We start from the raw sequence: 24,407 nt of genomic DNA, 5'->3' as shown, positions 1-24,407 counted from the left end.
TCGAAGGTCTCCGCTAACATATGAAAGTAAATCTTGCAGGACATAGTCGGGCGGCGACCCTGCGAGGCGCTGCCGGGTAGGTTCCGTAAGGTGGCAGGCACAGACATGAGGTCTGGCGCCAAGTGATCCTGTCTCTTTGTGTTTGCCGAGTGTGCGGCTGTCCAGCTGCACCCGAACTGGGGAACGCCTTGTTTAAAATCGCCAAAGCCAATGCTGCCGCACCCTTGATGCCGGGCTCGCTGGATTACACCAACCATAATCACGAAATGCTGGCGCAACTTTCCGTCTCCGAAAGCTGGATTGCAGACTTTTCGACTGGTGTGATCAGACTCGGAGAATGGAGCGCGATGCTGCACGGCCTCTCGATGCAGGAATGCGGCCTGTTGAGCCTGGTGCGCTGCTACGACGCCAAGGACCGCAACCACGTTCTGCAGCTCTTCGAACAGGCGGCGACGCTTTCCTCATCCTTCTGTTTTTCGACAACCATCATCATGCCGAACGGCTTCCGCCAGCCGCTCTTCTGCATGGGCGAATCCAATGGGCTGGAAGAAAAATACTGCGGCAGCATGGTCGGCGTCTTCGTCTTCCCGCGCTTCAAGCTGGAAGGCGCCAGCCAGATCACCAGCAGGCAGTAATCTGCCCGCAAGCCCTCAAGAAAAAGGCCGGTCCTGCGACCGGCCTTTTCTGTTTCAATCCAAAGATCAAGCTGGCTTGACCGGGATATTGAGCCCCTTCTCGCTTGCCGGCCGGGCGATACAGCGCTGCAGCCAGTCCATGACGGCGGGGAATTTCGCATATTCCAACACCTCGCGACCGCCATAGAAGATGTCGGCGCCGCGGATCCACGGGAAGGTGGTGATATCGGCGATAGTGTATTCGTCGCCCATGATCCACTGGCGGCCCTGCAGCCGGCTTTCCAGAACGCCCAGCAGGCGTTTGGCTTCATCGCGATAACGCTCCACCGGATAGGAATTGTTGGCGACCTTATCGGCTGCGAATTTGTAGAAATGGCCAAACTGGCCGAACATCGGGCCGATCCCAGCCATCTGGAAAAAGACCCACTGGATGGTTTCATAGCGGCCCGCGGCATCGGCCGGGATGAGCTTGCCGGTCTTCTCCGCGAGATAGAGCAGGATGGCACCGGATTCGAAAAGGCCGATCGGCTTTCCCCCGGGGCCGTTGGGATCGATGATTGAAGGGATGCGGCCGTTCGGGTTCAGCGAGACGAATTCCGCCGTCTTCTGATCGGTGGTCGCGAAGGAAACATAATGGGGCTCATAGGGCAGACCGAGCTCCTCCAGCGCCACGGAAATCTTCACGCCGTTCGGCGTCTGAAGAGAGTAAAGCTGGATAATGTCAGGGTTTTCGGCCGGCCAGCGGCTGGTGATCGGAAATGCGGAAAGATCTGCCATCAAGTTCTCCATAGTGAGGAGGCGACCATAGAAGAGGGTCGCCATACAAGGCAAGCCGCTCGATCGTTTCGTATTAGTGAACAAACTGTCCGCTACTGTTTATCTTTCCCTGACGCTAGAAAAAGGCGAAATACAGGGCATCCGAGGTCCCAACACGGTGCCGGGGCATCAAGACCTCAAGAGCCATTCAACGGAGAAACGTCCATGTCGAATACGAACAACGTCCTCATCCTTCTCGCCCGCATTCTTTTGTCCTTCATGTTCATCTTTGCCGGCTTCGGCAAGGTAACCGATCCTGCCGGCACTGCAGGCATGATCGCCGGCGCCGGCCTTCCGGCTTCCACCGCGCTGACCTATCTCGCAGGCCTCTTCGAACTCGTCATGGGCATTTCCGTGCTCATCGGCTATCAGGTCCGCTACACGGGCTGGCTGATTGCTGCCTTCTGCGTGTTCACCGGCATCGTCTTCCACCTGCCGACGGTCAACGTTCCTGACTTCCCGGCTGCTGCGAACGGCTGGATCAACGGCCTGAATTTCGTGAACTTCCTGAAGAACGTTACACTCGCCGGCGCCTACATCATGCTCGCCACCAATGGCGCAGGCGCTTATTCGCTCGACGCCCGCCGCGGCCTGCAGGCAGCCGCTGCCCGCTAAATTCGATATCCTTCCAGACATGCAAAACCCGCCGTCGAATGACGGCGGGTTTTCCGTTTTCAGGTCTTCGCCTCGCGCATATCGTTATCGCAAACCGCTGCACAGTTTTGCGCGACAAGCTCTAGAAATCAGAGAACCGAGCGGACGGCTTCGGCGATCGCTGCTACCGTCGGTGTATCGGTATGTGCATCCTTGCGCGCACGCACCAGGCAGGCTTCCGAGCGCAGGATGACGCCATCGGACAGCACCTTGAGGTGATTGGCACGCAACGTCGAACCGGTCGATGTGATATCGACGATGATATCGGCCGAGCCAGAAGCCGGAGCGCCTTCCGTGGCGCCCAGGCTCTCGACGATCCGATAGAGTTGGATACCATGCTGGCTGGAGAAGAACTGTTGTGTCAGGCGCCAGTATTTCGTGGCAATCGCCAGGCGGCGGCCATGGCGGGCACGGAAATCGGCGGCGACATCAACGAGGTCCGCCATGGTATCCACATCCAGCCAGATTTCGGGCACGGCAACAACGACATCGGCATGGCCAAAGCCTAGCCGGGCGCAGAATTCGACCCGCTTGTCCGCCTCGGCCAGCCCCTCGCGCACGAGATCTTCGCCGGTAACGCCGAAATCGATCGAGCCGTTGCCGAGCTCACGGGAGATTTCAGACGCAGACAGGAAAGCAATTTCCACATCGTCCCAGCCTTCGACGCGGCCGCGATAGGAGCGGTCGTTGCCGACGGCATAGATTTTCAGGCCGGCGCGCTCGAAGATACCAGAGGCGTCATCCTTCATGCGGCCCTTGGAGGGAAGCGCAATGGTGATCGTCATGCGGCGGCCCTTTCGGTTTCGATACGGTCGAGCCAGAGTGAGAAGCCGACGGCGGGAATGCGGTCCTTCGCGCCGAGGAAGGTCAACAGCCTGTCGAAGCGGCCACCACCGGCTAAAACCGCCGTGGAACCTTCAGCCATGACCTCGAAGACGAGGCCGGTGTAATAGTCGAGCGGGCGGCCGAAAGCGGCGCGATATTCGATCAGCGAAAGATCGACGCCGGCATTGGAGAGTGCCGCCACACGGCCATCGAAGCGTGCCAGCGCATTGCCGAGTTTCAGCCCTGCGGCATCGGCAAAATGCGAAAGCGCTGCCGATGCATTGACGAGCGGTACGTTGAGCGACAGGAATTGCTCCAGCAAGTGGAAGGCTGCATCATCGAGCCGCGTTTCGGACAGGACGAGCTTTTCCTTCAGCCGACGGGCAATCTCTTGCGGCGAGCGGCTGGCATTGGTGGAATAGCCGGTCGCCTGCATCGTCTCGTCGATATGGGAAATCAGCGCCGCCTCGTCCTCCAGGCCGACCAAGTGAGCAACTTGGTCATCAAGGCCGGTGACAAATTGCGGGCTGACGAGACTCGCCAGCAGAGCCTCCAGTTGCATCATATTGCCGAAGGCGTGGATCAGCCGCTTCTGCCAGCCGAGTGGCAGGCCGAGCGCCTGCACGACCGCCTCGAACACGGCCTGATCGCCTATTGTCACGGAGAGATCCCGGCCGGGCAGCAGGCGCGAGAGTATGCCGACGGCGTCACCGATCGCGCGGGCATCGGCACTGGCGAGATTGATATCGCCGAGATCCTCGATGCCGGCCTGATAGAATTCGTTGCTGCCGTCGCGGCGCTGGCGGAAGACTTCACCGAGATAGGAATAGCGCTTCGGCGTACCCGTGGCGCTCTCGATATGGCGCAGACAGACGGGAATCGTGAATTCCGGACGCAGGCAGAGACTGGCGCCCGTTTCGCTTTCCGTCATGAAGATACGCCGGCGAAGATCTTCACCGGCGATATCGAGGAATGGTTCGGCCGGCTGGATGACCGGCGTGTCGATACGCTCCGTCTTGCGGGCGGAAAATTCGTCCAGAAGCTCGCCGGAGAAGTCTGGAAGGTTAATCAGAGGCATAGCACTGCTCCGGGGTAAAGTCCCCTCCCCAACCCCTCCCCACAGGTGGGAGGGGCTAACCCGGAGCGCTCGCCCCGTAAAATCAGGATCGTCGCCATGCGCGCAAATGCTGCTTTGGGCAGGATGGTACCGTTGGGGAGGGGTCTACCGCGCATTCGCAGCCCTCTTCCGGTCCTCCGCCTGAGCAGCGAGGATTTCCTTCACCTTGGCGACGAGATCGGCTTCCGGCACGGTTTCCTGCGCCACGCGCGCCTCGCGCCAGGTCGTGTTGTCCTCGATCTCGCCGGAGAGGCGCTTGCCCTCGATGAGATCCTTGATCTGGACGACACCCTCAGCGCGCTCATCGCCGCCCTGGATGATGGCGATCGGGCAGCCGCGGCGGTCGGCATATTTCAGCTGGTTGCCGAACTTCTTCCAGTTGCCCTGGAACATTTCGGCGCGGATGCCGGCGGCGCGAAGCTCCTGCGTCAGGCGCTGGTAGCGGCCCATGGCATCGACATCGCCATCCATGACGGTGACGAGCACCGGTGCGATGATGTCCTGCTGGCCAAGCTTGCCGAGGTTCTTCAAAGCCGTCATCAGGCGCGAGACGCCGATGGAAAAGCCGGTTGCCGGAACCGGCTGGCCCATGAAGCGGGAGACGAGACCGTCATAACGGCCGCCGCCGCCAACGGAGCCGAAGACGACCTTCTCGCCCTTTTCGTTCGTGACGTCGAAGAGCAGTTCGGCCTCATAGACCGGGCCGGTGTAATATTCGAGACCGCGCACGACAGAGGGATCGATCTTGATGCGGTCGGACTGATAGCCGGCGCTGGTGACGAGCGCGCCGATGAAATTCAGTTCCTCGACGCCTTCGGCACCCTTCTCGGTGCCGGCGACCAGCTCAGCGAGCCGGACGGCACTTTCGGCATAGTCCTTGATGCCGACGAAGAAGAGGACCTTCTCGATCTGATCGTCGTTGAGCTTGGCGCCCTTGGTGAAGTCGCCGGATTCATCCTTGCGGCCTTCGCCGAGCAGCAGGCGCACGCCTTCGGGGCCGAACTTGTCGAGCTTGTCGATGGCGCGCAGCACGTTGAGACGCTGGCCGGCCTTGTCATCCCCGCCGAGGCCGATCGCCTCCAGCACGCCGTCCAGAACCTTGCGGTTGTTGACGCGGATGACATAGTCGCCGCGCTTGATGCCGAGCGCTTCCAGCGTATCGGACATCATCATGCACATTTCGGCATCAGCCTGGACGCCCGGTGCACCGACGGTATCGGCATCGAACTGCATGAACTGGCGGAAGCGGCCCGGGCCGGGCTTCTCGTTGCGGAAGACGTAACCAGCGCGATAGGTGCGGTAGGGAAGCTGGATTTCGTTGAAATTTTCCGCGACATGACGGGCAAGCGGCGCCGTCAGGTCGTAACGCAGCGACATCCACTGCTCGTCATCGTCCTGCAGCGAGAAGACGCCCTCATTCGGACGGTCGCTGTCCGGCAGGAACTTGCCGAGCGCATCGGTATATTCAAGCAGCGGCGTTTCGACCGGATCGAAACCATAGTGCTCATAGACCTCGCGGATCTTCACGGTCATTTCGTTGACGGCGCGGAGATCGGCTGCGGAGCGGTCGACAAAGCCGCGCGGAAGGCGGGCCTTGAGCTTTTGGGGTTTCTTCTGCTTGTCGTTCATTTCGGGGAAATTCCACATATGTGACAGTGGCGGTTTCCTAGCGGATTGGGCGGGGAGCGGCAAGGGTGAAGGGTCTTGATATGGCGACCAGAATCGATGGAACGATGAGGAAAGGACCAGACATCAGGATATCGCCATGATCGCGGAAGCGCTTCAATATCTCGCCACAGCCGCGCTCACGGGCAGCGAGTATCGCCGTTTCGTCCGTTATTCGGTCAATCTGTGGTCCCGCGCCGGCCGCTGCAGCAGGGACTGGGCGGCGCATGAAGAGAATAGCAAGAACGCTGTTCGCGCCGCCATCAGCGGGTTTTCACAGCGGCGGACGGCCGTCGTGCTCGGTTCCGGGCTGCTCCGGGATGTGCCGATCGAGGACCTGGCTGACAGTTTCGATACGGTCGTTCTCGTCGATCTCGTGCATCTGGCATCCGTGCGCCTACGGCTGAGGGGCAAGCGCTACCGGAACGTTCGGCTGATCGAACGCGACGTTTCCGGCTACGATGATCTCAAGAAAGGTGAGAATCCGGAACCACTCGGATTCTTGCGTGGCGTGCCCTATCTCGATTTCGTCGTTTCCGCCAATCTGCTGTCGCAGATCGGGCGCGGCGTCAAACGGCGATACGAGACAGAAGCATCATCCGGGATGCCTGCTGATACCGTCGAGCAGTTGATGGCCGCGCATATGCAGGGGCTAGCGGCCTTGCCTTGCCGCAGCTGCCTTGTGACCGACATTTCCTACGTGGTCATCGACCGCACGGGCAGGATGCAAGAGGAAGCAGACCTGCTCCACGGTATCGCGCCGCCCGAGGCAAAGGCCAGCTGGGACTGGCCGGTCGCACCGTTTGGAGAGGAAAGCCGCGACTACGAGATCGTTCACAAGGTGATCGCAGCCTGGTGAACCACTTGGCTTTTCGCCTGCGCTTGCCTATGTTTTTTCCATGCGCGCTTTGGCTCTCATCACGATGTTCTTCGGCTGGCTGGTCTACAGCACCATGTCGGCGTGGGCAGGCTGTCCAACCTGCGCATCGATGAACATGTCGGTTCAAGCCGACAGCAGCACGGCGCATCATCACATGGAGGGCATGGCTATGCCTGACATGGGGGCCAAGGGCGATTCAGCGAAAGACCCTTGCTCCACGGGCATCGCGCATATGCCGCTCTGCGCCGCCTGCATGGTGCTCCCCGCAACTGCAATGATACCCGATGGGGGCAAGCATGTTTTCGCCTATCCTGCTCCGGCCCTCGACCGGGCATTGAGAGACAACAGACCCGCCCCGCAGGCGCCGCCTCCCCGCTTCATCTGACAAACCCCTTGGCAGAACCGCAGCCATAGGCTGCTGCACCAACCTATCGTCAGACAGAGGAAGGAACTCTCATGTCTCTGAAAATCATCGCCCTTTCCGCAATCATCGGCTTTGCCGCCCCAGCCTTTGCCGAGGACATGCCGACCATGGACATGTCCAAGCACATGGGCGGCCACGGCCCATCCAGCCAAGCCTTCACCGAGGCTAACGACAGGATGCACAAGGATATGATGATCAAATTGAGCGGCGACACCGATGTGGATTTCGTCCGCAGCATGATCCCACACCATCAGGGAGCAATCGACATGGCGAGGATCGAGCTGCAATACGGAAAAGATCCTGAGATCCGCAAGCTTGCGGAGGGGGTCATCAAGGCGCAGGAAGCTGAAATCGCCGAGATGAATGCCTGGCTGAAGGCGCACGCCAAGTAAGCCGGCAGCACAGAACAAGAGGGCCGCCGTCGGAACGGCGGCCCTTTTCAATCAGGCCTTTGCTTGATCAGGCTTTGGGCTCGAAATCGGCCGGGCGGCGTCCGGCAGCCTGGCGGGAAAGCATCCAGCCCGGGTATTCCGGGGCCAGTGCGCTTACCTCATCGAGCCGCTTGATATCGTCGGCATCGAGCTTCAGCTTGACGGCGGCGAGGTTCTGGTCGAGCTGTTCGACACGCTTGGCGCCGATGATGACGGTCGTCACGAAGGGCTTGGCGAGGATATAGCCGAGCGCCACGGTGGCGACGCTCACGCCATGCTTTTCGGCAATCTCGCGCATGACGGCGACACAGGCCCAGGCGCGGTCCTTATCGACGGGCGGAAAGTCGAAGCTGGCGCGACGGCCTTCGCCATTGCCCGGTGCGCCCGGACCATACTTGCCCGACAACAGGCCGCCGGCGAGCGGCGACCAGACCATGAGGCCGAGCTTTTCTTCCTGCAGCAGCGGCACGATATCACGTTCGAGATCACGGCCGGCGATCGAATAATAGGCCTGCACGGTCTCAAAACGGGCATAATCCTTGCGCTCGGAAATGCCCAGCGCCTTGGCGATGCGCCAGGCCTGCCAGTTGGAAACGCCGACATAGCGCACCATGCCGCGGGCAACGAGATCATCGAGCGCGCGCAGCGTCTCGTCGATCGGCGTGACCGGATCGGTGGCATGGATCTGGTAGAGATCAATATGATCCGTCTGCAGCCGCTTCAGGCTGGCTTCGACGGAATCCATGATATGGCCGCGCGAGGCGCCGCGATCGTTCGGCTTGTCCCCCATGACGCCATAGACCTTGGTGGCGATGACGACATCCTTGCGCGGAACGTTGAGGTTCTTCAGCGCCTGGCCGAGCAGCCGCTCGGATTCACCTGATGAATAGACGTCCGCGGTATCGATGAAATTGACGCCGGCATCGAGCGAGCGCTGGACGATCTCATCGGCAGCCTTCTGGTCGACATCGGCGATGGCGCCCCACATGGTGCCTTCCCTGGCTTCACCGAAGGTCATGGTGCCGAGGCAGATTTCAGATACGAAAAGTCCGGCATTTCCGAGTTGATTATAACGCATGTCGAGAAATTCCCTTGTGTCTGCCGCAATAGGGGCTTGCGGACTGCTGAACTGTATTTTTTGATTATTGGCCTGCGCATGACAGGCACAGCCGGAGCTGGCTGCAAGGTGAGGCATCCTTGATGTAGGTCGCGGCCCGGCGTTTTTCAACGGAACACGGCCTCTGTTGAGACGCCCTTGTCTCGACACAGGCGGGGAATAGATTGCCCGCCCTATAGAGACAGGGCGTATTTCAAGAGGTGTGCATATGACCGCCCGACCATTGACCACGATCGGTTTCGATGCCGATGACACGCTCTGGCAGAACGAACAATATTACCGGCTCACGGAAGAGCATTTTGCCAGGCTTCTCGCCGATTTTGCCGAAGGATCGAGGATTTCCGAACGGCTGCTCGACGCGGAGAAACGCAATCTCGCGCATTACGGCTTTGGCATCAAAGGCTTTACGCTGTCGATGATCGAAACGGCGATCGAGATCACCGAAGGCAAGGTGCGGGCAAGCGTGATTGCCAAGATCCTTGATACCGGACGCGACCTTCTGTCCCATCCGGTAGAAACCCTGCCATATGTGCGCGACACGCTGGAGACGCTGGCCGGAAAATATCTGCTGGTGCTGATCACCAAGGGCGACCTCTTCGACCAGGAGCGCAAGCTTGCCCAGTCGGGACTCGGTGATTACTTCGATACGGTCGAGATCGTGTCGGACAAGACGGCCGTCACCTATCGGCGCATCTTCTCCAAGGTCGGCGACGGGCCGGAGCGGGCAATGATGGTCGGTAATTCGCTGAAGTCCGATATCGTCCCGGCCATTGCCGCCGGCAGCTATGGGGTTTTCGTGCCCCATGAACTCACCTGGGTGCTGGAGCGGGTGGAGGAACCGAAAGATGCGCCACGCTTTCGAAAGATCGGCCATCTCGGCGAATTGCACGGGCTGATCGACGGGTTAGGCTAAAGGATCTCTTTGTTTCTGCGCAATTCCGGACGCAAGACCGTTGCACAGTTTTGCTGGAATTGCTCTGGCCTATTTCCGCTTCGGAAAGAGCGACGGCTGCTCCGGCTGGGCAGGCGCCGGTTGCGTCGGCTGGGGCGCTGCGGCAAGCGGCTCGATAAGGATACTATAGGGCGCGCCCAACCCGCGGCGCGGGGATACCTTGGAATAATAGGGACGCAGCAGCCAAGTGGCGTTTTCCTTGACCGTTGTCTCGTAGCTCGTACCGTCCTCATCGGTGCCGAAAAACGCCTCGTCGTCCGGCTTCGACAGATCGAAGATCGCGAGAAAGGCATATTTGCTCTTCGTCTCGAAGCTGATTTTCACATGCTGACCGGCGCGCACCGGCAGAGTATAGACGTAGCTGTTGCCGAACTTGGTCCAACCCTTCAACTGCATGGTCACGGCGGGGAACTGCAGCTTTTCGATTTTCTCGCCGGGATCGAGTTGTGGCGTCTGCGCAAAGGCTGCGGAGGCGGACAGAAAAAGAGCTGAGGCGAATTTAACAATCGACTTCATGGACGTACCAATGCTGCGCGCATCGCCTCCACTTCCGGGCGGCAGAAGCAGCCGTCAAGATGATCGTTGACGAGACCCATTGCCTGCATGAAAGCATAAACTGTGGTCGGCCCGAAAAAGGTCCAGCCGCGCTTCTTCAAATCTTTGGAAATCCGTACCGACGTGGCAGTCGTCGGATTGGCGACGATGTGCTCGCGGTCGACGACTGCAGGCCGATCTTCCGGACGCGGTTCATAGCCCCAGAAGTAGCGGGAGAGAGAACCGAATTCGTTCCTGAGATCGATCGCCCGACGCGCATTGTTGATGGTCGATACGATCTTGCCGCGATGGCGGATGATGCCGGCGTCAACGAGGCAGCGGGCGATATCCTCATCGCCGAAGTGCGCCACCTTCTCGAAATCGAAGCCGGCAAAAGCGGCGCGGAAATTCTCGCGCTTGCGCAGGATCGTCAGCCAGGAAAGGCCGGACTGAAAACCCTCGAGACAGATCTTTTCGAAGAGCCTGATATCATCGGTCACCGGCCTGCCCCACTCCTCATCGTGGTAGCGCAGGTAGTCGGGCAGATTCGCGTGCCAGTGGCAGCGACTTTTGCCGTCCTCGCCGATGATGATGCCGGTTTCGCTCATGTTTTTATCTCGTTTTGCGCCTGCGAATCCGGCTTTACCATTTGCAAACCCTCTTTCCAAACCGAACGGTAACCCTGACGAAAAGTTTATCCGGTCGTTCGTCTTTTAATGAATCCGCATTTACCATTCGCTGGCGGACGCAGTGGCAGCATGACCGCAGGCGGGCAATTCCGCCAGCGCATTTTCGGTCATTTGTAGAGAGTCCGCCCGATGATGAAACCCCTTGTCCTTGCCGCAGCCTTGCTCGGCATTCTGTCCACGGCCGCCTTTGCAGACGACCGCTACGCCTCCCGCCCACCCGTAGTGCTGAGCCCCGATCTCACCGCCCCCTGGATCAACCAGCTCGGCGGTGGGTCGGTTCGCCCCGTCGTCTACCAGCGGCCGGTCGTCGTGCAGCAGCGCGGCCTCTTCCAGCAGCGCCGCACGATCATCCAGCGCACGCCGCAGCCGGCACCGCAGACGGTATCCGCCATTCGTCCCGGCGTGCCCGTCATCCGTGGGCAAGTCGATCCGCAATTCCTGCCACAGATCGTCGACTACGATACGAAGGAAAAGCCCGGCGCGCTCGTGATCGACACCAACAACCGCTTCCTCTACCTGGTCATGAATGGAGGCAAGGCTCGCCGTTATGGCGTTGGCGTCGGCAAACCCGGTTTCGAATGGGCGGGCGCCCACACGATCACCCGCAAGGCGGAGTGGCCGGGCTGGACCCCGCCATCGGAAATGGTGAGCCGTGAGGCCGCCAAGGGGCACTATCTTCCCGCCCGTATGGATGGCGGTCCTGAAAATCCGCTTGGCGCCCGCGCCATGTACCTCGGTTCCACCCTCTACCGCATTCACGGCACGAACGCGCCCTGGACGATCGGCAGCGCCGTCTCCTCCGGCTGTATCCGCATGCGCAACGAGGACGTGGTTGACCTTTACGATCGCGTCAACGTCGGCACCCGCGTCATCGTGATGTAAAGAGCAAATAATGGGCAGCGGACGGCAAGAACAGCCGCCCGCTGACCTACAAAAAAGCGTGTCCCCCATCTCTCCGACTTGAAATTCAAACCGATTTGACTAGCCTCTACGCGGTTCTGAAGGAGAGGGTATCGAAAATGAAGCAGTTTCTAAGGCTCGCAGCGGCGGCGGCCGTTGCGTTGTCCTGTACGGTTGTGACCGTCAGCGCTGAACCGGTCATGACGGCAACGGATGCCGTGCGCGGCGTCAAGCAGACACGCGAGATCAAGCAGCAGTTCCGCAAGCGCGTGGTCCGTCTTTCCACCAGCGAAAAKCCCGGCACCATCATCGTCGACACCAACAACAAGTTTCTCTACCTCGTAGAAGGCAACAACCGCGCCACGCGCTATGGTATCGGCGTCGGCCGCGATGGCTTCGGCTGGTCGGGTGTCGTGTCGGTCGGACGCATGGCCGAATGGCCGAACTGGACGCCGCCGGCAGAGATGCGCGCCCGTGAGGCCCGCGAGGGCCACAATCTTCCTGCCGTCCAGCCCGGCGGCCCGGACAATCCGCTCGGTGCGCGCGCCATGTATCTCTACAAGGGCGGCCGCGACACGATCTTCCGCATTCACGGCACAAACCAGCCCTGGACGATCGGCCTCAACATGTCCTCCGGCTGCATCCGTATGATGAATGACGATGTCTCGCATCTTTACAGCCGCGTTTCCGTTGGCACCAAGGTCATCGTCGTTGGCCCCGGCAACAAGCAGGGCAATGTCGCCTTTCAGGACAAGGGCATCGATATCCTGCGGACCATGTTTGGCGGTTGAGCAACACTTTCGGCAAAAAATGAAGGCGCACTCGATGCGCCTTTTTATCCTTTAAGAATGTGACACATGAATCTGCCAGAGAATTGAACTGATAGCCTTTTGGTACTTCGGGGATATTCGATGGCATATGCATTGCATCGTTCCACCGCGCTTCTGGTGGGCATTGCGTTTTCCGCGCTTGCGTCGGCGGCTGGCACGGCTTCGGCTGAAGATCTGGAATTCTCTATCTACGGCGGTTACCAGACGGCGCCGCACAGCGATGTCGACGTTTCCGACGGCACGTCCTTCAGGGCCGGCTGGGACGGCAAGTCCTTCGGCAGCCCGCCCTATTACGGCGGCCGCGTCACCTGGTGGCTGGGCGACTTCAACCTGCCGAACTGGGGCGTGTCGCTCGATTACACCCATGACAAGGTCTATGCCGACGACGAAACCATGGCCCGTTCACCGGGCTGGACGCATTTCGAATTCACCGACGGCCTTAACCTCCTGACGCTCAACGGCCTCTACCGCTTCAAGGATCCAGCCCGTCGCTGGACACCCTATCTCGGCGCCGGTGTCGGCGTGAACATTCCGCACGTCGAAGTCACCCGTCCCCAGGGCACGACCTTCGACTACGAATTCGGCGGCGTAACCTTCCAGGCGCAGGCCGGCGTCGACTTCCGCGTCACCGACAACTGGTCGACCTTCGTGGAATACAAGGGCACCTATTCACGCGTCGACGTGCCGATCGACAGCGGCGACCGCCTGAAGACGAACATCGTCACAAACGCGGTCAATGTCGGTATTTCATACCACTGGTGATCTGGTGCAATTCCAGCAAGAGTGTGCAGCGGTTTTGCGTCAGAATTGCGTGAAAACAAAGAGATAGAGCTTTTCCGGAATTCGAAGAAAGACGGAAATTCTCTAGAATTGGAGTTGCGGGACTATTTCGTGCCGCAACTCACTTTGCCTTCCACAACGAAGAAGTTGGCACCGCTTTCGATCCGTAGCGCGTAGGTGCCGCCGAAATTCGGCGAAGGCTTGTCGTGCCCACCGGCGAGAACCGCCAGATCCAGCGTCTCGCTTGCGGCATCACCACCTTCCGTATCGAAGACTTCCAGGCGCAGATCGCCATCGCGCGACCAGCGGTTCGTGAGATCTTTCGATTCGAATATCCGCTTGTTGAAGTTTGGGGATTTGGCAGCATCCTTGAGCATCAGCGCGCCGCGGAAATGGATCAGCTTGTGGCCGCCTCCATCTTCAAAAGCGCTTTCGAGCGTAAAGCGCACGTCCTTGTCATCGGCAGAACAGAAATAACGGCTGTCGGCGTGCGCCGCACCAGCCGCGCCAAGCAATATGCCAAGCACCATAAATCCGCGCCACATAGCCATAACTCCCTGAGATCGACCGATGAATCGGTGATCTCAAACTAGCGGCAAACCTCTTAATTTTTCAGGCACAGAGCCCCCGTAAGCCCAGTCCAGGAGCTCGACCGTATGCAGGATCGGCGTTGGCGTGCCCGACCTTATTTGGGTGATGCAGCCGATATTGCCGGTCGCGATGATATCGGCCTTGGTCGCCTCGATGTTCTTGACCTTGCGGGCCTTCAGGACTGCGGAAATATCCGGCTGCATGATGTTGTAGGTGCCGGCCGAGCCGCAGCAGAGATGGCCTTCGGCCGGATCGCGAACGGTAAAACCTGCCGCCTTGAGCAGATGCTTCGGCGCCATGGTGATCTTCTGGCCGTGCTGCATGGAGCAGGCGGAATGATAGGCGACGGTAATGCCCCTCGGCATATGCGCAGGCAGTTCGAGGCCGGCAAGATATTCGGTGATGTCCTTGGCAAGGGCCGAGACGCGTGCCGCCTTGCCCGCATAGGCGGGGTCAAGGCGTAGCATGTGGCCGTAGTCCTTGACCGTCGTGCCGCACCCGGACGCGGTGATGATGATCGCGTCGAGGCCGCCAGCCTCGATCTCGCGGGTCCAGACATCGACATTGGCGCGGGCCGAAGCCAGAGCCTGTTCCTCGCGCCCCATATGGTGGACCAGCGCGCCGCAGCAGGCCTCTCCCTCGGGGACGATGACCTCTATACCAAGGCGGGTCAGCAGCCGGATGGTCGCCTCGTTGATGGCGGGATCGAGAACGGGCTGTGCGCAGCCGGTGAGGATCGCCACGCGTCCGCGCCGCTCGGCCTGCGGCTCATGCCGCCCGGGCCGAGCGAAGGGCGATGGTGCGGGAATGCTTGATGGCGCAAGCGCCAGCATGGCGGCGAACGGCTTCAGCGCCGGCCCGCGCAYCAAGCCGGCAAAGGGGCGGCCGATCCGGGCAAGCGTCAGGGCTGCCCGAAAGCGGCCGGGATAGGGCAACACGGCCGCAAGGATGGCGCGCGTCAGCCGGTTCATGAACGGCCGCTTGTAGGTCTTTTCGATATGGGCTCGGGCATGGTCGACCAGATGCATGTAATCGACGCCCGAAGGACAGGTGGTCGTGCAGGCAAGGCAGGACAGACAGCGGTCGATATGGGTGACGACTTGCGTATCCGCCGCGCGGTCGTTTTCCAGCATGTCCTTGATGAGATAAATGCGCCCGCGGGGGCTATCAAGCTCGTTGCCGAGAGTGACGTAGGTCGGACAGGTGGCGGTGCAGAATCCGCAATGCACGCACTTGCGCAGGATCTGTTCGGATTCGGCTACATGCGGATCGGCAAGCTGGGCAAGAGTAAAGTTGGTCTGCATTTCAGTGTCCCGCCATCTTCCCCAGATTCAATATCCCCGCCGGATCGAACTTTTCCTTCACGCGGCGCGAAAGCAGTGCCACTGCCTCTTCCTCCGGTTGGAAGGCTGATATCGCCGCCCTTGCCTCAGCCGAGGCGCGGATCAGCGTCGCATGGCCGCCACCGAGCGCCCTGATGAAGCGGCGGATCAGACCGGCTTCCGGATCTGCCTCCATGCGCATCCAGACGAGACCACCCTGCCAATCATAGAAAGCATCGACGCCGGCTTCCAGCCTGAGGGCCGCGACAAGCTGATGGCCAGTGCCGGGCGCGACCGAAACCCGCCAGACGGGCCGTGCCGTTCCGTCAGCGTAAGGTGCGACGTCGCGGATCTCCTGCCAGAGCTGCCGGCTGGCGGCCTGATCCAGCCTTGCAGCCGGGCCAAACGACGCCATCGCCGACAGAAGCTTTACCGCGCGTGAGTCTACCGACCCCGGCAGGCCTTCGATGCGCAGCGCCGTCGCCTCTCCCTCGGGCAGTTTGCCACCGAGAAACTTCCACGTCACGGTCAATGGCAGATGTGCCGCGCCGGTGACGTCCATCGGCAGGGCCATCGCCGCTGCCATCGCATTTGCGGCCTCGGCATCGTTCAGACCGGAGATGACGACGGTCTCCTCGGTCTTCGCACGCGGCGGCACGCGGAAGGTAACCTCGGTCAGGAAACCCAACGTGCCATGCGAGCCAGCCAGCAGCTTCACCAGATCCAGACCCGTGACATTCTTCATCACCCGGCCACCGGCCTTGATGATCTCGCCCTTGCCATTGACGAAGCGGATGCCAAGCAGGCTGTCACGTGCGGCACCCGCCACGAAGCGTCGCGGACCGGAGACATTGGCGGCAAAGACACCGCCGATCGTCGGTTCACCCGATGTGCCCATGAGGGCGCGATGATCCATGGGCTCGAAGGCGAGCATCTGGCCGTTTTCGGCAAGGGCCGCCTCAACGTCGGCAAGCGGCGTGCCCGCTCTTGCGCTCATGACCATCTCGCCGGGATTATAGGCGACAATCCCGGATAGGCCGGTCGAGCGCAGACGATCTTCCGCCTCGACCGCATTCCCGAACCCGGACCGCGTTTCGCCGCCGCTGATGGCGAGCGCTCGGCCCTCTTGCGCATGCGCGCGGATGACCGCCGCGGCTTCCTCTTCGCTTGCAGGCACCAGATCGATCATGCGGCAGGACGCCCCTCGAGCGGGAAAACCTTGGAAGGGTTCAGCAACCATTGCGGATCGAAGGCGGCGCGCGCCGCCATCTGCTGGGCGAGATCGGCCTGCGAATATTGATGGCGCATCAGGTCGCGTTTTTCGATCCCAACGCCATGTTCGCCGGTCAGGCAGCCGCCGGCATCGACGCAGAGCTTGAGGATATCGTTGCCGGCCGCTTCGGCCTTTGCCGCCTCCTCGGGATCATTGGCATTGAAGAGGATCAGCGGATGCATGTTGCCATCACCGGCATGGAAGACGTTGGCGACCCGCAGGCCGTAATGTGCGACGATCTCCGATGTCCGCTTCAGCACATGGGAAAGCTGGCTCAGCGGGACAGTGCCGTCCATGCAGATATAATCGGCGATGCGACCGGTCGCGCCGAAGGCCGATTTGCGACCCTTCCAGATCAGCGCCGCCTCGGTTGCCGACTGGCATTCACGTACCGTCTTGACACCATGGGTACGGGCAATCTCGACAATGCTTTTCAGCATGTCGTCCATTTCCGCCTCCGATCCCTCGACCTCGACGATAAGCAGCGCACCGACATCGAGCGGATAACCGGCGTGGGCAAAGGCCTCGCAGATCTCGATCGCCGGCTTGTCCATGAATTCGRTAGCGACGGGAATGATGCCGGCGGCGATGACATCGGCCACACAGCTGCCGGCCTCTTCCGAGCTTTCGAAACCGAAAAGAACCGGGCGGGCGCCCTCGGGCTTGGCAATCAGGCGCACCGTCGCTTCGGTGACGATGCCGAGCTGGCCCTCATGGCCGCAGACAAGGCCGAGCAGATCGTAGCCCGCCGCATCCAACGCCTTGCCGCCGAGATCGATCACCGTTCCATCGGTCAGCACCATCTTGACGCCGAGCAGGTTGTTGGTCGTCACGCCATATTTCAGGCAGTGAGCGCCACCGGAATTCATGCCGATATTGCCGCCGATCGTGCAGGCAAGCTGGGAACTCGGGTCGGGCGCATAGAAGAAACCGTCCGCGGAGACGGCTTCCGAAATGTTGAGATTGGTCACGCCGGCCTGAACGACCGCGCAGCGATTGGCGAAGTCGATGTCGAGAATACGGTTCATCTTCGACAGGCCGAGCACGACGGCGTCTTCCTGCGGGATCGCGCCGCCCGAAAGCGAGGTGCCGGCCCCACGAGGGACGACCGGAATGCCGTAGCGATGACAGTATTTCATGACAGCTGCCGCTTCCGCCGTCGATCGCGGCAGGGCGACTGCGAGCGGCAGGCGGCGGTAGGAAACGAAGGCATCCGTCTCGAAGGGCACGAGCTCGCGCGCTTCATGGATCAGACATTCCGGCGGCAGGAGATCGATGAGATCGGCGACGATTTCCCGGCGGCGCGCCAGAACATCGGGGCGTGGAGCGAGAAACGAAATGGCGTCGGACATGGCGTTCTCCCTCGGCCAACATGACGGAAACCGATGGCAATTCCTCCCGGTCACCGGTTCTTTGGGCTTAGCACTTTCCCGAAACCGGCGCAAATGTTAAGCACTTATGCCAAAAGGGAAAAAGTTACAAAAGCTTATGACCAATCTGGGTGATCTCGAAATCTTTGCCAAGGTCGTTTCGACCGGCAGCATGTCGCTCGCGGGCCGCGCGCTCGGCTTTTCCCCTGCCGTCGTTTCCAAGCGCATCAAGCGGCTGGAAGACCGGCTCGGCACGCGGCTTTTGCAGCGCACGACGCGGCAGATCTCGCTGACAGAGGCGGGCCAAGGTTTCTACGACCGTGTTCTCGGCATTCTGGCAGGGCTGGAGGAAGCGGAATTCTACATTTCCGGCCGCTCGGCGCAGATGCATGGCACGCTGAAAATCTCCGCCCCCACCTCCTTCGGCCGTATGCATATCGCGCCACATCTGAAATCCTTCATGGAGGCGCATCCGGAACTCACCATCAATCTGGTGCTGACCGACGAGTTCAGCGACATCGTCGGCGGCGGCTTCGATCTGGCCATCCGCATTGCGGAACTGACCGATTCCAGCCTTGTCGCGCGCCGCCTGGCTCCGGTGCGCCGGGTGCTCTGCGCCTCGCCGGATTATGTCGCCGCCCACGGCATGCCGGAACATATCGAAGAACTGAAACAGCATCGCTGTCTGCCGGCCCACAACAATGACGTCTGGCGGCTGGACGGACCAGACGGAGCATTCAGCCTGCGGCCCGAGGGCACGCTGATCACCAATTCGAGCGAGGTGATCCGCGAGACGGTCATTGCCGGCCTCGGCATTGCTCTCCGCTCCACCTGGGATATCGGTGAGGAGTTGAAGGACGGCAGGCTGATTCAGGTGCTGCCATCCTATGAAGGTTCGCACAATGTGACTCTCTCGGCGGTCTACCCCAGCCGCCAGTTCCTGCCGGCCAAGGTACGTCTGTTCATCGACTATCTGGCCGAGCTCTACGGCCCGGATCCCTACTGGGAGCACTGAGCGAACGAGTTCAACTGGCTAATGTGCCAGCCGTTCGATGACGAGATCAAGCAGCGCCCGCAGCCGGGCCAGCCGTTTCATGTCGCGATGATAGCCGACCCATGTATCGCGGCCGGGTGGTGCTTCGCCGAGATCGACATGTTCGATGGCCGCGATGGAATCGCCGAGCGGACGCGGCAGCACGGCAAGGCCGGCACCGTTGGCGCAAAGGGTCGCCTGTACATCTCTGTTATTGCTGCGCATGACGATATCGGCCTTCGGCAGCAGACGCCTCAGCCAGCCGACATCGGGCATTCCGCCGAAGGCCTCATCCATGGTGATGAGGCGTGCGCCGGTTCCATTGCCGGTTTCAGGATGAGTCAGGCCACGGAGGATATAGAGACCGTAATCGATATGCAGGAGCTTTCTGGATATGACCTCGGTCTCGGTGAAAGGCGCAATACGGAAGACGATATCAGCCTCGCGACGTGAGAGGCTCATCAAGCGGCTGTCGGTCAAAAGTTCAATGACGACCTTGGGATTGGCAGCCGAGAACTCCGCCAGGATGGGCGAGAGCACGTGAGCGCCGAACCAATCCGAGGAGGAAAGCCGTAGCAACCCATCGAGTTGTCCGTTCTGGCCGGCGAGTTCACGCTCCAGCCCGAGCGCTTCTTCTTCCATGCGTTCGGCGCGGGCAAAGACGGTCGTGCCTTCATCCGTCAGGACAAAACCATCGGCAGTTCGCTGAAAAAGCGTCTGGCCGAGCGATGTTTCCAGCACCCGGAGGCGGCGACCCATGGTTGGCTGCGTCAGTCCGAGGCTGCGCGCTGCCGCACCAAGGGTTCCAAGCCGCGCGATTGCCAGGAAGAGTTTCAGGTCGCTCCATTCCACGGCTTACACCCAAACGAAAATGCATGATCGATAGTCTTTATCTTTGGTTTCCATTCGAAATTCAATGCCGCATTCTTCGGCCCACAAACCAAGGAGAACTCCATGAGCACGATGAAAGCAGCGCTTGTAAAAACGCAGAATGCCGAATTCCAGGTCGTCGATATCGCCAGGCCGGTTGCCGGACCTGGCCAGATCCTCGTCCGCATCAAGGCCGCGGCGCTCAATCCGCTGGACCTTAAGATCCGCGCCGGCGAGGCCGCACATGCCCGCCACCCCCTGCCCGCCATCCTTGGCATCGACATGGCCGGTATCGTCGAAGCGGTCGGCCCCGGTGTGACAGGCTTTCGCCCCGGCGACGAAGTCTATGGCATGACCGGCGGTGTCGGTGGCCTGCAGGGATCGCTTGCCGAATTTGCAGCTGTCGATGCCGATCTCGTCGCGCTGAAGCCGCGCAATCTCTCCATGCGCCAGGCGGCAGCCCTGCCGCTGATCGTGATCACTGCCTGGGAGGGGCTGGAAGACCGCACACAGGTAAGGTCCGGGCAGAAGGTGCTGGTCATCGGCGGTGGCGGTGGCGTCGGCCACATCGCTGTGCAGATGGCGGTTGCTGCCGGTGCCGAGGTTTATGCCGTCGATGGCGGTTCGAAGGCCGATTACATCCGCAGCATCGGAGCGACGCCGATCGACTATGCGAAGGAGACGACCGAAGACTATGTTACCCGATATACCGGCGGCATAGGTTTCGACATCGTCTACGACACGATCGGCGGAAAGGGTCTTGACGCCGCCTTCCAGGCGGTCGCCAAGTTTGGCCACGTCGTCAGCAGCCTCGGCTGGGGCACACATGCTCTGGCGCCGCTCTCCTTCAAGGGAGCAAGCTATTCAGGCGTCTTCACGCTGGCGCCGCTCCTGACCGGCGACGACCGCGCCCATCATGGCGAGGTCCTCAAGCAGATAGCGTCACGCGTCGAAGCTGGAGCGCTGATGCCGAACCTCGACCAGCGGCGGTTTTCGCTTGCCGAGGCAGGCGATGCCTACCGGCTGCTCGAAAGCCGGCAGGCCGAAGGCAAGGTAGTCGTCGAGATCTAACGAGCCAGATCGAGATAGGCGCTCGCCACCATCGCATCGATGTCGGCGGGCACCGGCACGATGCAGGATTCGGCGCCGACACCGTGTTTTGCGACACGCTCCAGGCAGCGGGCCTGCAGCGTGAAGCCGAGGTCCATGGATTCCACCGAGTTGCCCAGGGGTCGTGGACCGGCGAGATTGGCCATATGGCCGCCGCCGAGCACGTGGAAGGAGCGGCCATCCTTCAGGTGGAAAGTCTCGATATGATCGGCCTCATATCGGTCGATGCCAACGACATCGGGATGGCTGCGAAAGGCTGCGACATCGATCTCACACGGGAAATGGCCGCCGTTCATCAGGATCGCGCCATCCTTGATGAGCGGCAGATCGGCTGCGGTGACGATATCAGGGAAACCCGTGACAGTTGCGATCACGTCCGCCGAGCGGATCGCCTGTTCGCGGAGCGGCGTGATGAAGCCGTCCAGATGCGCCTCCAGGCTGGTAACAGGATCGATATCGACGACGCTTACCGTCGAGAAGGCGTTGCGGAAGGCGGCGGCCGTGCCCTTGCCGCAGGCGCCGTAACCGAAGACGGTCACACGCTTGCCATTGGTAGAGCGGTTGGTGAAGCGCATGTAGCTTTCGAACAGGCTCTGGCCGACGGCATGCTTGTTTTCGGCGAATTGCTTGATCGGGCTGTCGTTGATGACGAGGATCGGCATTGCCAGCTTGTCGCGCATCGGCAGCAGGCGGGTCCGGCCGGAGGTCGTTTCTTCCGCACCGCCGAGCAAATTGGCGTAGGGCCTTTCGGCTGCGATGGCGAAGAGATCACCACCATTGTCCAGCAAGAGATCTGGCTTTTCTGCAACGACGGCTTCAAGGCTCCGGTGGTGGGCGACGGGATCGGTCGTCTGGGTCGCGAAGACGGTGATGCCCTGCGCGCGCAGGAATTCCACGGTCGCCGGCTGGGTGCTGTTCAGATTACCGGTGCAGATCAGGCGCGCGCCACCGGCCCGCAAGGTCAGCAACAGAGCGACCGTCTTCGGCTCCAGATGGATGCCGGTGCCGATGGACAAGCCTTCAAACGGCCGCGTGTTTTCAAATTCCGCCGCCGTTTCCTTCAGCAGGCGGCAGCTATTGCCGATCCAGTCGATGCGTATCGCAAGCTTTTCCATCTCATGCCCTTTCGTTGCCCTGATCTAGCGAGCAAAAGACAGGGCCGACATGGAGATATTTCTGACGAAAGGGCAGAAAAACTGCCCTTTCGTCACGCGCTGCCGGAGCGCAGCAGCCAGTTGCGGAGTGCCACGAAGGCCGGACGTTTCGCATCCGGCGTCCGGCAGCAGAGGCTATAGCCTGCCGGGCGGCGAATGAAGCCGTAAGGGGCAACCAGAATGCCGCGGGCAAGATCGTCTTCGATCGAGGCTTTCGGTGCCAGCGCGATACCGAGGCCGGAGCGGGCTGCCCCCAGCGCCAGAAGCAGATCCTCAAACTCGCGCCGGCGAGAAAAGACAACCGGCGGCGTGGTACTTTCGGCAAACCACTCCGCCCAGAGCTTCGGCGCACTGCGGCTGACGAGCACGGTCATATCCGCCGCCATGGCTTGGGGGTTGCCGGCAAGCCTGGCGGCGAGTTCCGGTGTGGCGACTGGGCCAAACTCATCCTCCATGAAACGCGTCTCCGACATCCCAGCAGAGGAGCGCTGCTCGCCGCCCATGATGACGGCATCGAAATCCGGATGATGGGAAAGCGGCTCAACCACGGGCATGGGTACGATATCGATCTCGATATCGCCAAGGCTTGCCTGCATGTCAGCCGCCCGCGGCATCAGCCACCAGACAGCGAAAGCCGAGGGCACTCCGAGGCGGATGCGCTTCCTGCCTGTCTCCTCGAATTCGGCGGCGGCGCGTCTCAAAATGGTAAGGGCAGCACCTGCCGCCTCGGCAAAGGCGCTCGCCTTCTCGGTCGGGACCAGCCTGCGGCCATCACGCACGAAGAGCTTTCTGCCGAGATGGTCTTCGAGTGTGTCAATCTGCTGACGCACCGCGCCGCGCACCACACCGAGCTCCTCGGCCGCCTTCAGAATGCTGCCATGGCGGCAGACGGCTTCGAAGGCGCGGATAGCGTTGAGGGGTGGGAGTCGCATAGTTACCACATTCCAAAAAATCGCGGTGGATCACCAGATCTTGGCATTGAAGAGAATGCAAGGCCGGACCATATTGTACAGCTGTGCAAGACGACGCGTTCGGGACAGGAAATGGCGGAATTTCCGAACCTGCCCCGCTTCGATTTTCCTATGTACAATGGATTAAATCGTGTCCGTCGTTTTGCACGTATGGATCGCGCAAGCTTTTCATATGATACTAATATTAAGCCGACTCAGATAACGACCCTAAAGGTGACCCGACAATTGACCCTTCTTGCCCGCCTGGCTTCTGATGTGCAACTCATGTTCCGGCGTCCGCCGCGTCAGCAATATGCTGCGCTCTGCTATCGGGTGAAAAAGAAGTCGGGCGATCTCGAAGTTTTGCTGATGACCAGCCGTGACACCGGCCGCTGGGTCATCCCCAAGGGCTGGCCGATGAACCGCAAATGCGCCTATGAAGTTGCGGCGCAGGAAGCCCTGGAAGAGGCTGGCGTGCGCGGCACGGTGGAGACCGAAACGCTCGGCCACTATACCTACCAGAAGGTTTTGCGCGACGGCATGAAGGTGACCTGCAAGGTTCAGGTATACGTCCTCGAAGTGACCGGTGCGACGAAGAATTTCAAGGAAAAGGGCGAGCGAACCATCGAGTGGGTTCCCTGTGACGAAGCGGTCAAGCGCGTCCAGGAACCCGAATTGCGCAACCTGTTCCTCGCCTTTAAACGGCGCATGGCCGAAAAGCTTTCCAGCGGCATTCCGAAACAAATTCTGGCGGAATAAGTCCTGCCATCTTGTGCTGCTATAAAAGGCGGCGCAAAAGCAGGTCTTAGCCAGGAAACAGAATGCCGCAACGCAACGCCGTCCTCACGAAACGCACGCTCGATAAGGACCTCGACAAATTTACCCATGTCGAGGATGCGGCCAAGCACGTCTCGCGACGGTTGGTGACACCCGGACTTGGCCTGATCTTTCTCGGCCTCGCCATGCTTTTTGCCGGCGTCTACGTGTTCGACAGGCCGGGCGCTGTGCTGGTAATTGCTGCCGCAGCACTTGCCGCCTACATGGCCATGAACATCGGCGCCAACGACGTGACGAACAATGTCGGCGCGGCCGTTGGTGCGCGTGCCATCACCATGAAGCAGGCGCTGATCGTCGCCGCAATCTTCGAGGTGCTAGGTGCGACGATCGCGGGCGGCGAGGTCGTCAGGACGATTTCCTCCAGCATCGTCGATACGGCGCAGGTCCCCCCCGCGACACTCGGCTGGATCATGATGGCGGCGCTCACGGCTGCCGCGCTCTGGATCAACCTCGCCACCTGGATGAATGCACCGGTTTCGACGACGCACGCAATCGTCGGCGCCGTGATCGGGGCAGGCCTCGGTGCTGCAGGACCGGAACCCGTCAACTGGCGAGTGATGCTGGAAATCACCGCAAGCTGGATAACTTCGCCGTTGATCGGCGGGCTGATTGCCGCCGGGCTGCTCTATCTGGTGAAGACCCTCATCG

Annotated in this window: 27 protein-coding genes; 13 read left to right on the top strand and 14 right to left on the bottom strand. The window is 60.8% G+C overall.

Annotation, left to right across the window (positions count from 1 at the left end; genetic code table 11):
* The first annotated feature begins 188 nt into the window (after positions 1-188).
* Positions 189-635: a hypothetical protein gene (locus AC1D35_RS09655; protein WP_113308173.1), complete on the top strand. Its 447-nt coding sequence runs from the start codon at positions 189-191 to the stop codon at positions 633-635.
* Between the two features lie 66 nt (positions 636-701).
* Here AC1D35_RS09655 and AC1D35_RS09650 read toward each other — a convergent pair whose 3' ends face one another.
* The gene (locus AC1D35_RS09650) at positions 702-1,412 is read right to left on the bottom strand and encodes a glutathione binding-like protein (protein WP_113308172.1); all 711 of its coding nucleotides are present in this window, start codon (positions 1,410-1,412) and stop codon (positions 702-704) included.
* A 204-nt stretch (positions 1,413-1,616) separates the two neighbouring features.
* Here AC1D35_RS09650 and AC1D35_RS09645 point away from each other — a divergent pair, with 204 nt between their 5' ends.
* Positions 1,617-2,066, top strand: coding sequence for a DoxX family protein (locus AC1D35_RS09645; protein ID WP_113295123.1), 450 nt, complete (start codon positions 1,617-1,619; stop codon positions 2,064-2,066).
* 128 nt (positions 2,067-2,194) lie between these two features.
* Here AC1D35_RS09645 and hisG read toward each other — a convergent pair whose 3' ends face one another.
* The 3 genes from hisG to hisS form a co-directional block, all read right to left on the bottom strand.
* Positions 2,195-2,890 carry an ATP phosphoribosyltransferase gene (gene hisG, locus AC1D35_RS09640; RefSeq protein WP_477855413.1) on the bottom strand — a complete coding sequence of 232 codons (696 nt, stop codon included), beginning with the start codon at positions 2,888-2,890 and terminating at the stop codon, positions 2,195-2,197.
* Complete coding sequence (locus AC1D35_RS09635; protein WP_477855412.1) at positions 2,887-4,008, bottom strand: ATP phosphoribosyltransferase regulatory subunit; 1,122 nt, start codon at positions 4,006-4,008, stop codon at positions 2,887-2,889. Before AC1D35_RS09635 ends, hisG begins: the two co-directional genes overlap by 4 nt.
* Positions 4,009-4,152: 144 nt before the next feature.
* Positions 4,153-5,676 carry a histidine--tRNA ligase gene (gene hisS, locus AC1D35_RS09630; protein ID WP_477855411.1) on the bottom strand — a complete coding sequence of 508 codons (1,524 nt, stop codon included), beginning with the start codon at positions 5,674-5,676 and terminating at the stop codon, positions 4,153-4,155.
* Positions 5,677-5,812: 136 nt separating this feature from the next.
* Here hisS and AC1D35_RS09625 point away from each other — a divergent pair, with 136 nt between their 5' ends.
* The 3 genes from AC1D35_RS09625 to copM all read left to right on the top strand — a co-directional run bounded on the left by AC1D35_RS09625 (position 5,813) and on the right by copM (position 7,408).
* Positions 5,813-6,571, top strand: coding sequence for a hypothetical protein (locus tag AC1D35_RS09625; RefSeq protein ID WP_477855410.1), 759 nt, complete (start codon positions 5,813-5,815; stop codon positions 6,569-6,571).
* A 40-nt stretch (positions 6,572-6,611) separates the two neighbouring features.
* Entirely contained in the window at positions 6,612-6,977 is a 366-nt protein-coding gene (locus tag AC1D35_RS09620; protein ID WP_477855409.1) for a hypothetical protein, read from the top strand.
* 71 nt (positions 6,978-7,048) lie between these two features.
* Entirely contained in the window at positions 7,049-7,408 is a 360-nt protein-coding gene (gene copM / locus AC1D35_RS09615) for a CopM family metallochaperone (RefSeq protein ID WP_477855408.1), read from the top strand.
* Between the two features lie 67 nt (positions 7,409-7,475).
* On the opposite strand, the gene AC1D35_RS09610 is transcribed toward copM, so the two are convergent.
* Complete coding sequence (locus tag AC1D35_RS09610; RefSeq protein ID WP_477938554.1) at positions 7,476-8,525, bottom strand: aldo/keto reductase; 1,050 nt, start codon at positions 8,523-8,525, stop codon at positions 7,476-7,478.
* Positions 8,526-8,772: 247 nt separating this feature from the next.
* On the opposite strand from AC1D35_RS09610, the gene AC1D35_RS09605 reads away from it, so the two are divergent.
* Positions 8,773-9,477: an HAD family hydrolase gene (locus AC1D35_RS09605; RefSeq protein ID WP_477938553.1), complete on the top strand. Its 705-nt coding sequence runs from the start codon at positions 8,773-8,775 to the stop codon at positions 9,475-9,477.
* A 69-nt stretch (positions 9,478-9,546) separates the two neighbouring features.
* Here AC1D35_RS09605 and AC1D35_RS09600 read toward each other — a convergent pair whose 3' ends face one another.
* Both AC1D35_RS09600 and AC1D35_RS09595 read right to left on the bottom strand, forming a co-directional pair.
* A complete protein-coding gene (locus tag AC1D35_RS09600; protein WP_477938552.1) occupies positions 9,547-10,032 on the bottom strand; it encodes a hypothetical protein in 486 nt (161 codons plus the stop codon).
* Positions 10,029-10,658, bottom strand: coding sequence for a DNA-3-methyladenine glycosylase I (locus AC1D35_RS09595; protein ID WP_477855405.1), 630 nt, complete (start codon positions 10,656-10,658; stop codon positions 10,029-10,031). The genes AC1D35_RS09600 and AC1D35_RS09595 overlap by 4 nt, the downstream gene beginning before the upstream one ends.
* Positions 10,659-10,868: 210 nt before the next feature.
* Between AC1D35_RS09595 and AC1D35_RS09590 the strand changes: the two genes are divergently transcribed.
* From AC1D35_RS09590 to AC1D35_RS09580, 3 genes are all read left to right on the top strand, one after another.
* Positions 10,869-11,621, top strand: a complete 753-nt coding sequence (locus tag AC1D35_RS09590) for a L,D-transpeptidase (protein WP_113295114.1) — start codon at positions 10,869-10,871, stop codon at positions 11,619-11,621.
* Between the two features lie 137 nt (positions 11,622-11,758).
* Complete coding sequence (locus tag AC1D35_RS09585) at positions 11,759-12,430, top strand: L,D-transpeptidase (RefSeq protein WP_477938551.1); 672 nt, start codon at positions 11,759-11,761, stop codon at positions 12,428-12,430.
* A 120-nt stretch (positions 12,431-12,550) separates the two neighbouring features.
* Positions 12,551-13,231, top strand: coding sequence for an outer membrane beta-barrel protein (locus AC1D35_RS09580; RefSeq protein WP_477938550.1), 681 nt, complete (start codon positions 12,551-12,553; stop codon positions 13,229-13,231).
* A 122-nt stretch (positions 13,232-13,353) separates the two neighbouring features.
* On the opposite strand, the gene AC1D35_RS09575 is transcribed toward AC1D35_RS09580, so the two are convergent.
* Genes AC1D35_RS09575 through AC1D35_RS09560 form a run of 4 tightly spaced genes read right to left on the bottom strand, consistent with a single transcriptional unit; the run spans position 13,354 to position 17,787 of the window.
* Positions 13,354-13,794, bottom strand: a complete 441-nt coding sequence (locus AC1D35_RS09575; RefSeq protein ID WP_113311509.1) for a hypothetical protein — start codon at positions 13,792-13,794, stop codon at positions 13,354-13,356.
* 39 nt (positions 13,795-13,833) lie between these two features.
* Entirely contained in the window at positions 13,834-15,144 is a 1,311-nt protein-coding gene (gene glcF / locus AC1D35_RS09570; protein ID WP_477938549.1) for a glycolate oxidase subunit GlcF, read from the bottom strand.
* Position 15,145: 1 nt separating this feature from the next.
* Positions 15,146-16,351, bottom strand: coding sequence for an FAD-binding protein (locus tag AC1D35_RS09565; protein WP_113311510.1), 1,206 nt, complete (start codon positions 16,349-16,351; stop codon positions 15,146-15,148).
* Entirely contained in the window at positions 16,348-17,787 is a 1,440-nt protein-coding gene (locus AC1D35_RS09560) for an FAD-linked oxidase C-terminal domain-containing protein (RefSeq protein ID WP_477938548.1), read from the bottom strand. Before AC1D35_RS09560 ends, AC1D35_RS09565 begins: the two co-directional genes overlap by 4 nt.
* Positions 17,788-17,923: 136 nt before the next feature.
* On the opposite strand from AC1D35_RS09560, the gene AC1D35_RS09555 reads away from it, so the two are divergent.
* Entirely contained in the window at positions 17,924-18,820 is an 897-nt protein-coding gene (locus AC1D35_RS09555) for a LysR family transcriptional regulator (RefSeq protein ID WP_113311512.1), read from the top strand.
* A gap of 18 nt (positions 18,821-18,838) precedes the next feature.
* Here AC1D35_RS09555 and AC1D35_RS09550 read toward each other — a convergent pair whose 3' ends face one another.
* The gene (locus tag AC1D35_RS09550; protein ID WP_113311513.1) at positions 18,839-19,690 is read right to left on the bottom strand and encodes a LysR family transcriptional regulator; all 852 of its coding nucleotides are present in this window, start codon (positions 19,688-19,690) and stop codon (positions 18,839-18,841) included.
* A 102-nt stretch (positions 19,691-19,792) separates the two neighbouring features.
* On the opposite strand from AC1D35_RS09550, the gene AC1D35_RS09545 reads away from it, so the two are divergent.
* The gene (locus AC1D35_RS09545) at positions 19,793-20,779 is read left to right on the top strand and encodes a zinc-dependent alcohol dehydrogenase family protein (protein ID WP_113311514.1); all 987 of its coding nucleotides are present in this window, start codon (positions 19,793-19,795) and stop codon (positions 20,777-20,779) included.
* On the opposite strand, the gene AC1D35_RS09540 is transcribed toward AC1D35_RS09545, so the two are convergent.
* Complete coding sequence (locus AC1D35_RS09540) at positions 20,776-21,933, bottom strand: adenosylhomocysteinase (RefSeq protein ID WP_113311515.1); 1,158 nt, start codon at positions 21,931-21,933, stop codon at positions 20,776-20,778. The genes AC1D35_RS09545 and AC1D35_RS09540 overlap by 4 nt on opposite strands.
* Positions 21,934-22,025: 92 nt before the next feature.
* Complete coding sequence (locus AC1D35_RS09535; RefSeq protein WP_113311516.1) at positions 22,026-22,904, bottom strand: LysR substrate-binding domain-containing protein; 879 nt, start codon at positions 22,902-22,904, stop codon at positions 22,026-22,028.
* 264 nt (positions 22,905-23,168) lie between these two features.
* On the opposite strand from AC1D35_RS09535, the gene AC1D35_RS09530 reads away from it, so the two are divergent.
* Together AC1D35_RS09530 and AC1D35_RS09525 are read left to right on the top strand one after the other, a co-directional pair.
* Positions 23,169-23,681: an NUDIX hydrolase gene (locus AC1D35_RS09530; protein ID WP_113311517.1), complete on the top strand. Its 513-nt coding sequence runs from the start codon at positions 23,169-23,171 to the stop codon at positions 23,679-23,681.
* A gap of 62 nt (positions 23,682-23,743) precedes the next feature.
* A partial coding sequence (locus AC1D35_RS09525) for an inorganic phosphate transporter (protein WP_477938547.1) occupies positions 23,744-24,407 on the top strand: 664 nt, incomplete at its 3' end.

It is taken from the genome of Rhizobium sp. P1_E6 (assembly GCF_056405875.1).
Note: the sequence above shows the minus strand (reverse complement) of the source record. Positions and strands in the feature narration are given on the sequence as shown.

Coding starts and splice junctions, on each gene's coding strand:
- AC1D35_RS09545 (WP_113311514.1), top strand. CDS start 19,793: ATGAGCACGATGAAAGCAGCGCTTGTAAAAACGCAGAATGCCGAATTC.
- AC1D35_RS09625 (WP_477855410.1), top strand. CDS start 5,813: ATGATCGCGGAAGCGCTTCAATATCTCGCCACAGCCGCGCTCACGGGC.
- AC1D35_RS09620 (WP_477855409.1), top strand. CDS start 6,612: ATGCGCGCTTTGGCTCTCATCACGATGTTCTTCGGCTGGCTGGTCTAC.
- AC1D35_RS09600 (WP_477938552.1), bottom strand. CDS start 10,032: ATGAAGTCGATTGTTAAATTCGCCTCAGCTCTTTTTCTGTCCGCCTCC.
- AC1D35_RS09590 (WP_113295114.1), top strand. CDS start 10,869: ATGATGAAACCCCTTGTCCTTGCCGCAGCCTTGCTCGGCATTCTGTCC.
- AC1D35_RS09555 (WP_113311512.1), top strand. CDS start 17,924: ATGACCAATCTGGGTGATCTCGAAATCTTTGCCAAGGTCGTTTCGACC.
- AC1D35_RS09650 (WP_113308172.1), bottom strand. CDS start 1,412: ATGGCAGATCTTTCCGCATTTCCGATCACCAGCCGCTGGCCGGCCGAA.
- hisG (WP_477855413.1), bottom strand. CDS start 2,890: ATGACGATCACCATTGCGCTTCCCTCCAAGGGCCGCATGAAGGATGAC.
- AC1D35_RS09635 (WP_477855412.1), bottom strand. CDS start 4,008: ATGCCTCTGATTAACCTTCCAGACTTCTCCGGCGAGCTTCTGGACGAA.
- copM (WP_477855408.1), top strand. CDS start 7,049: ATGTCTCTGAAAATCATCGCCCTTTCCGCAATCATCGGCTTTGCCGCC.
- AC1D35_RS09645 (WP_113295123.1), top strand. CDS start 1,617: ATGTCGAATACGAACAACGTCCTCATCCTTCTCGCCCGCATTCTTTTG.
- AC1D35_RS09535 (WP_113311516.1), bottom strand. CDS start 22,904: ATGCGACTCCCACCCCTCAACGCTATCCGCGCCTTCGAAGCCGTCTGC.
- AC1D35_RS09610 (WP_477938554.1), bottom strand. CDS start 8,525: ATGCGTTATAATCAACTCGGAAATGCCGGACTTTTCGTATCTGAAATC.
- AC1D35_RS09580 (WP_477938550.1), top strand. CDS start 12,551: ATGGCATATGCATTGCATCGTTCCACCGCGCTTCTGGTGGGCATTGCG.
- hisS (WP_477855411.1), bottom strand. CDS start 5,676: ATGAACGACAAGCAGAAGAAACCCCAAAAGCTCAAGGCCCGCCTTCCG.
- AC1D35_RS09595 (WP_477855405.1), bottom strand. CDS start 10,658: ATGAGCGAAACCGGCATCATCATCGGCGAGGACGGCAAAAGTCGCTGC.
- AC1D35_RS09565 (WP_113311510.1), bottom strand. CDS start 16,351: ATGATCGATCTGGTGCCTGCAAGCGAAGAGGAAGCCGCGGCGGTCATC.
- AC1D35_RS09575 (WP_113311509.1), bottom strand. CDS start 13,794: ATGTGGCGCGGATTTATGGTGCTTGGCATATTGCTTGGCGCGGCTGGT.
- AC1D35_RS09605 (WP_477938553.1), top strand. CDS start 8,773: ATGACCGCCCGACCATTGACCACGATCGGTTTCGATGCCGATGACACG.
- AC1D35_RS09540 (WP_113311515.1), bottom strand. CDS start 21,933: ATGGAAAAGCTTGCGATACGCATCGACTGGATCGGCAATAGCTGCCGC.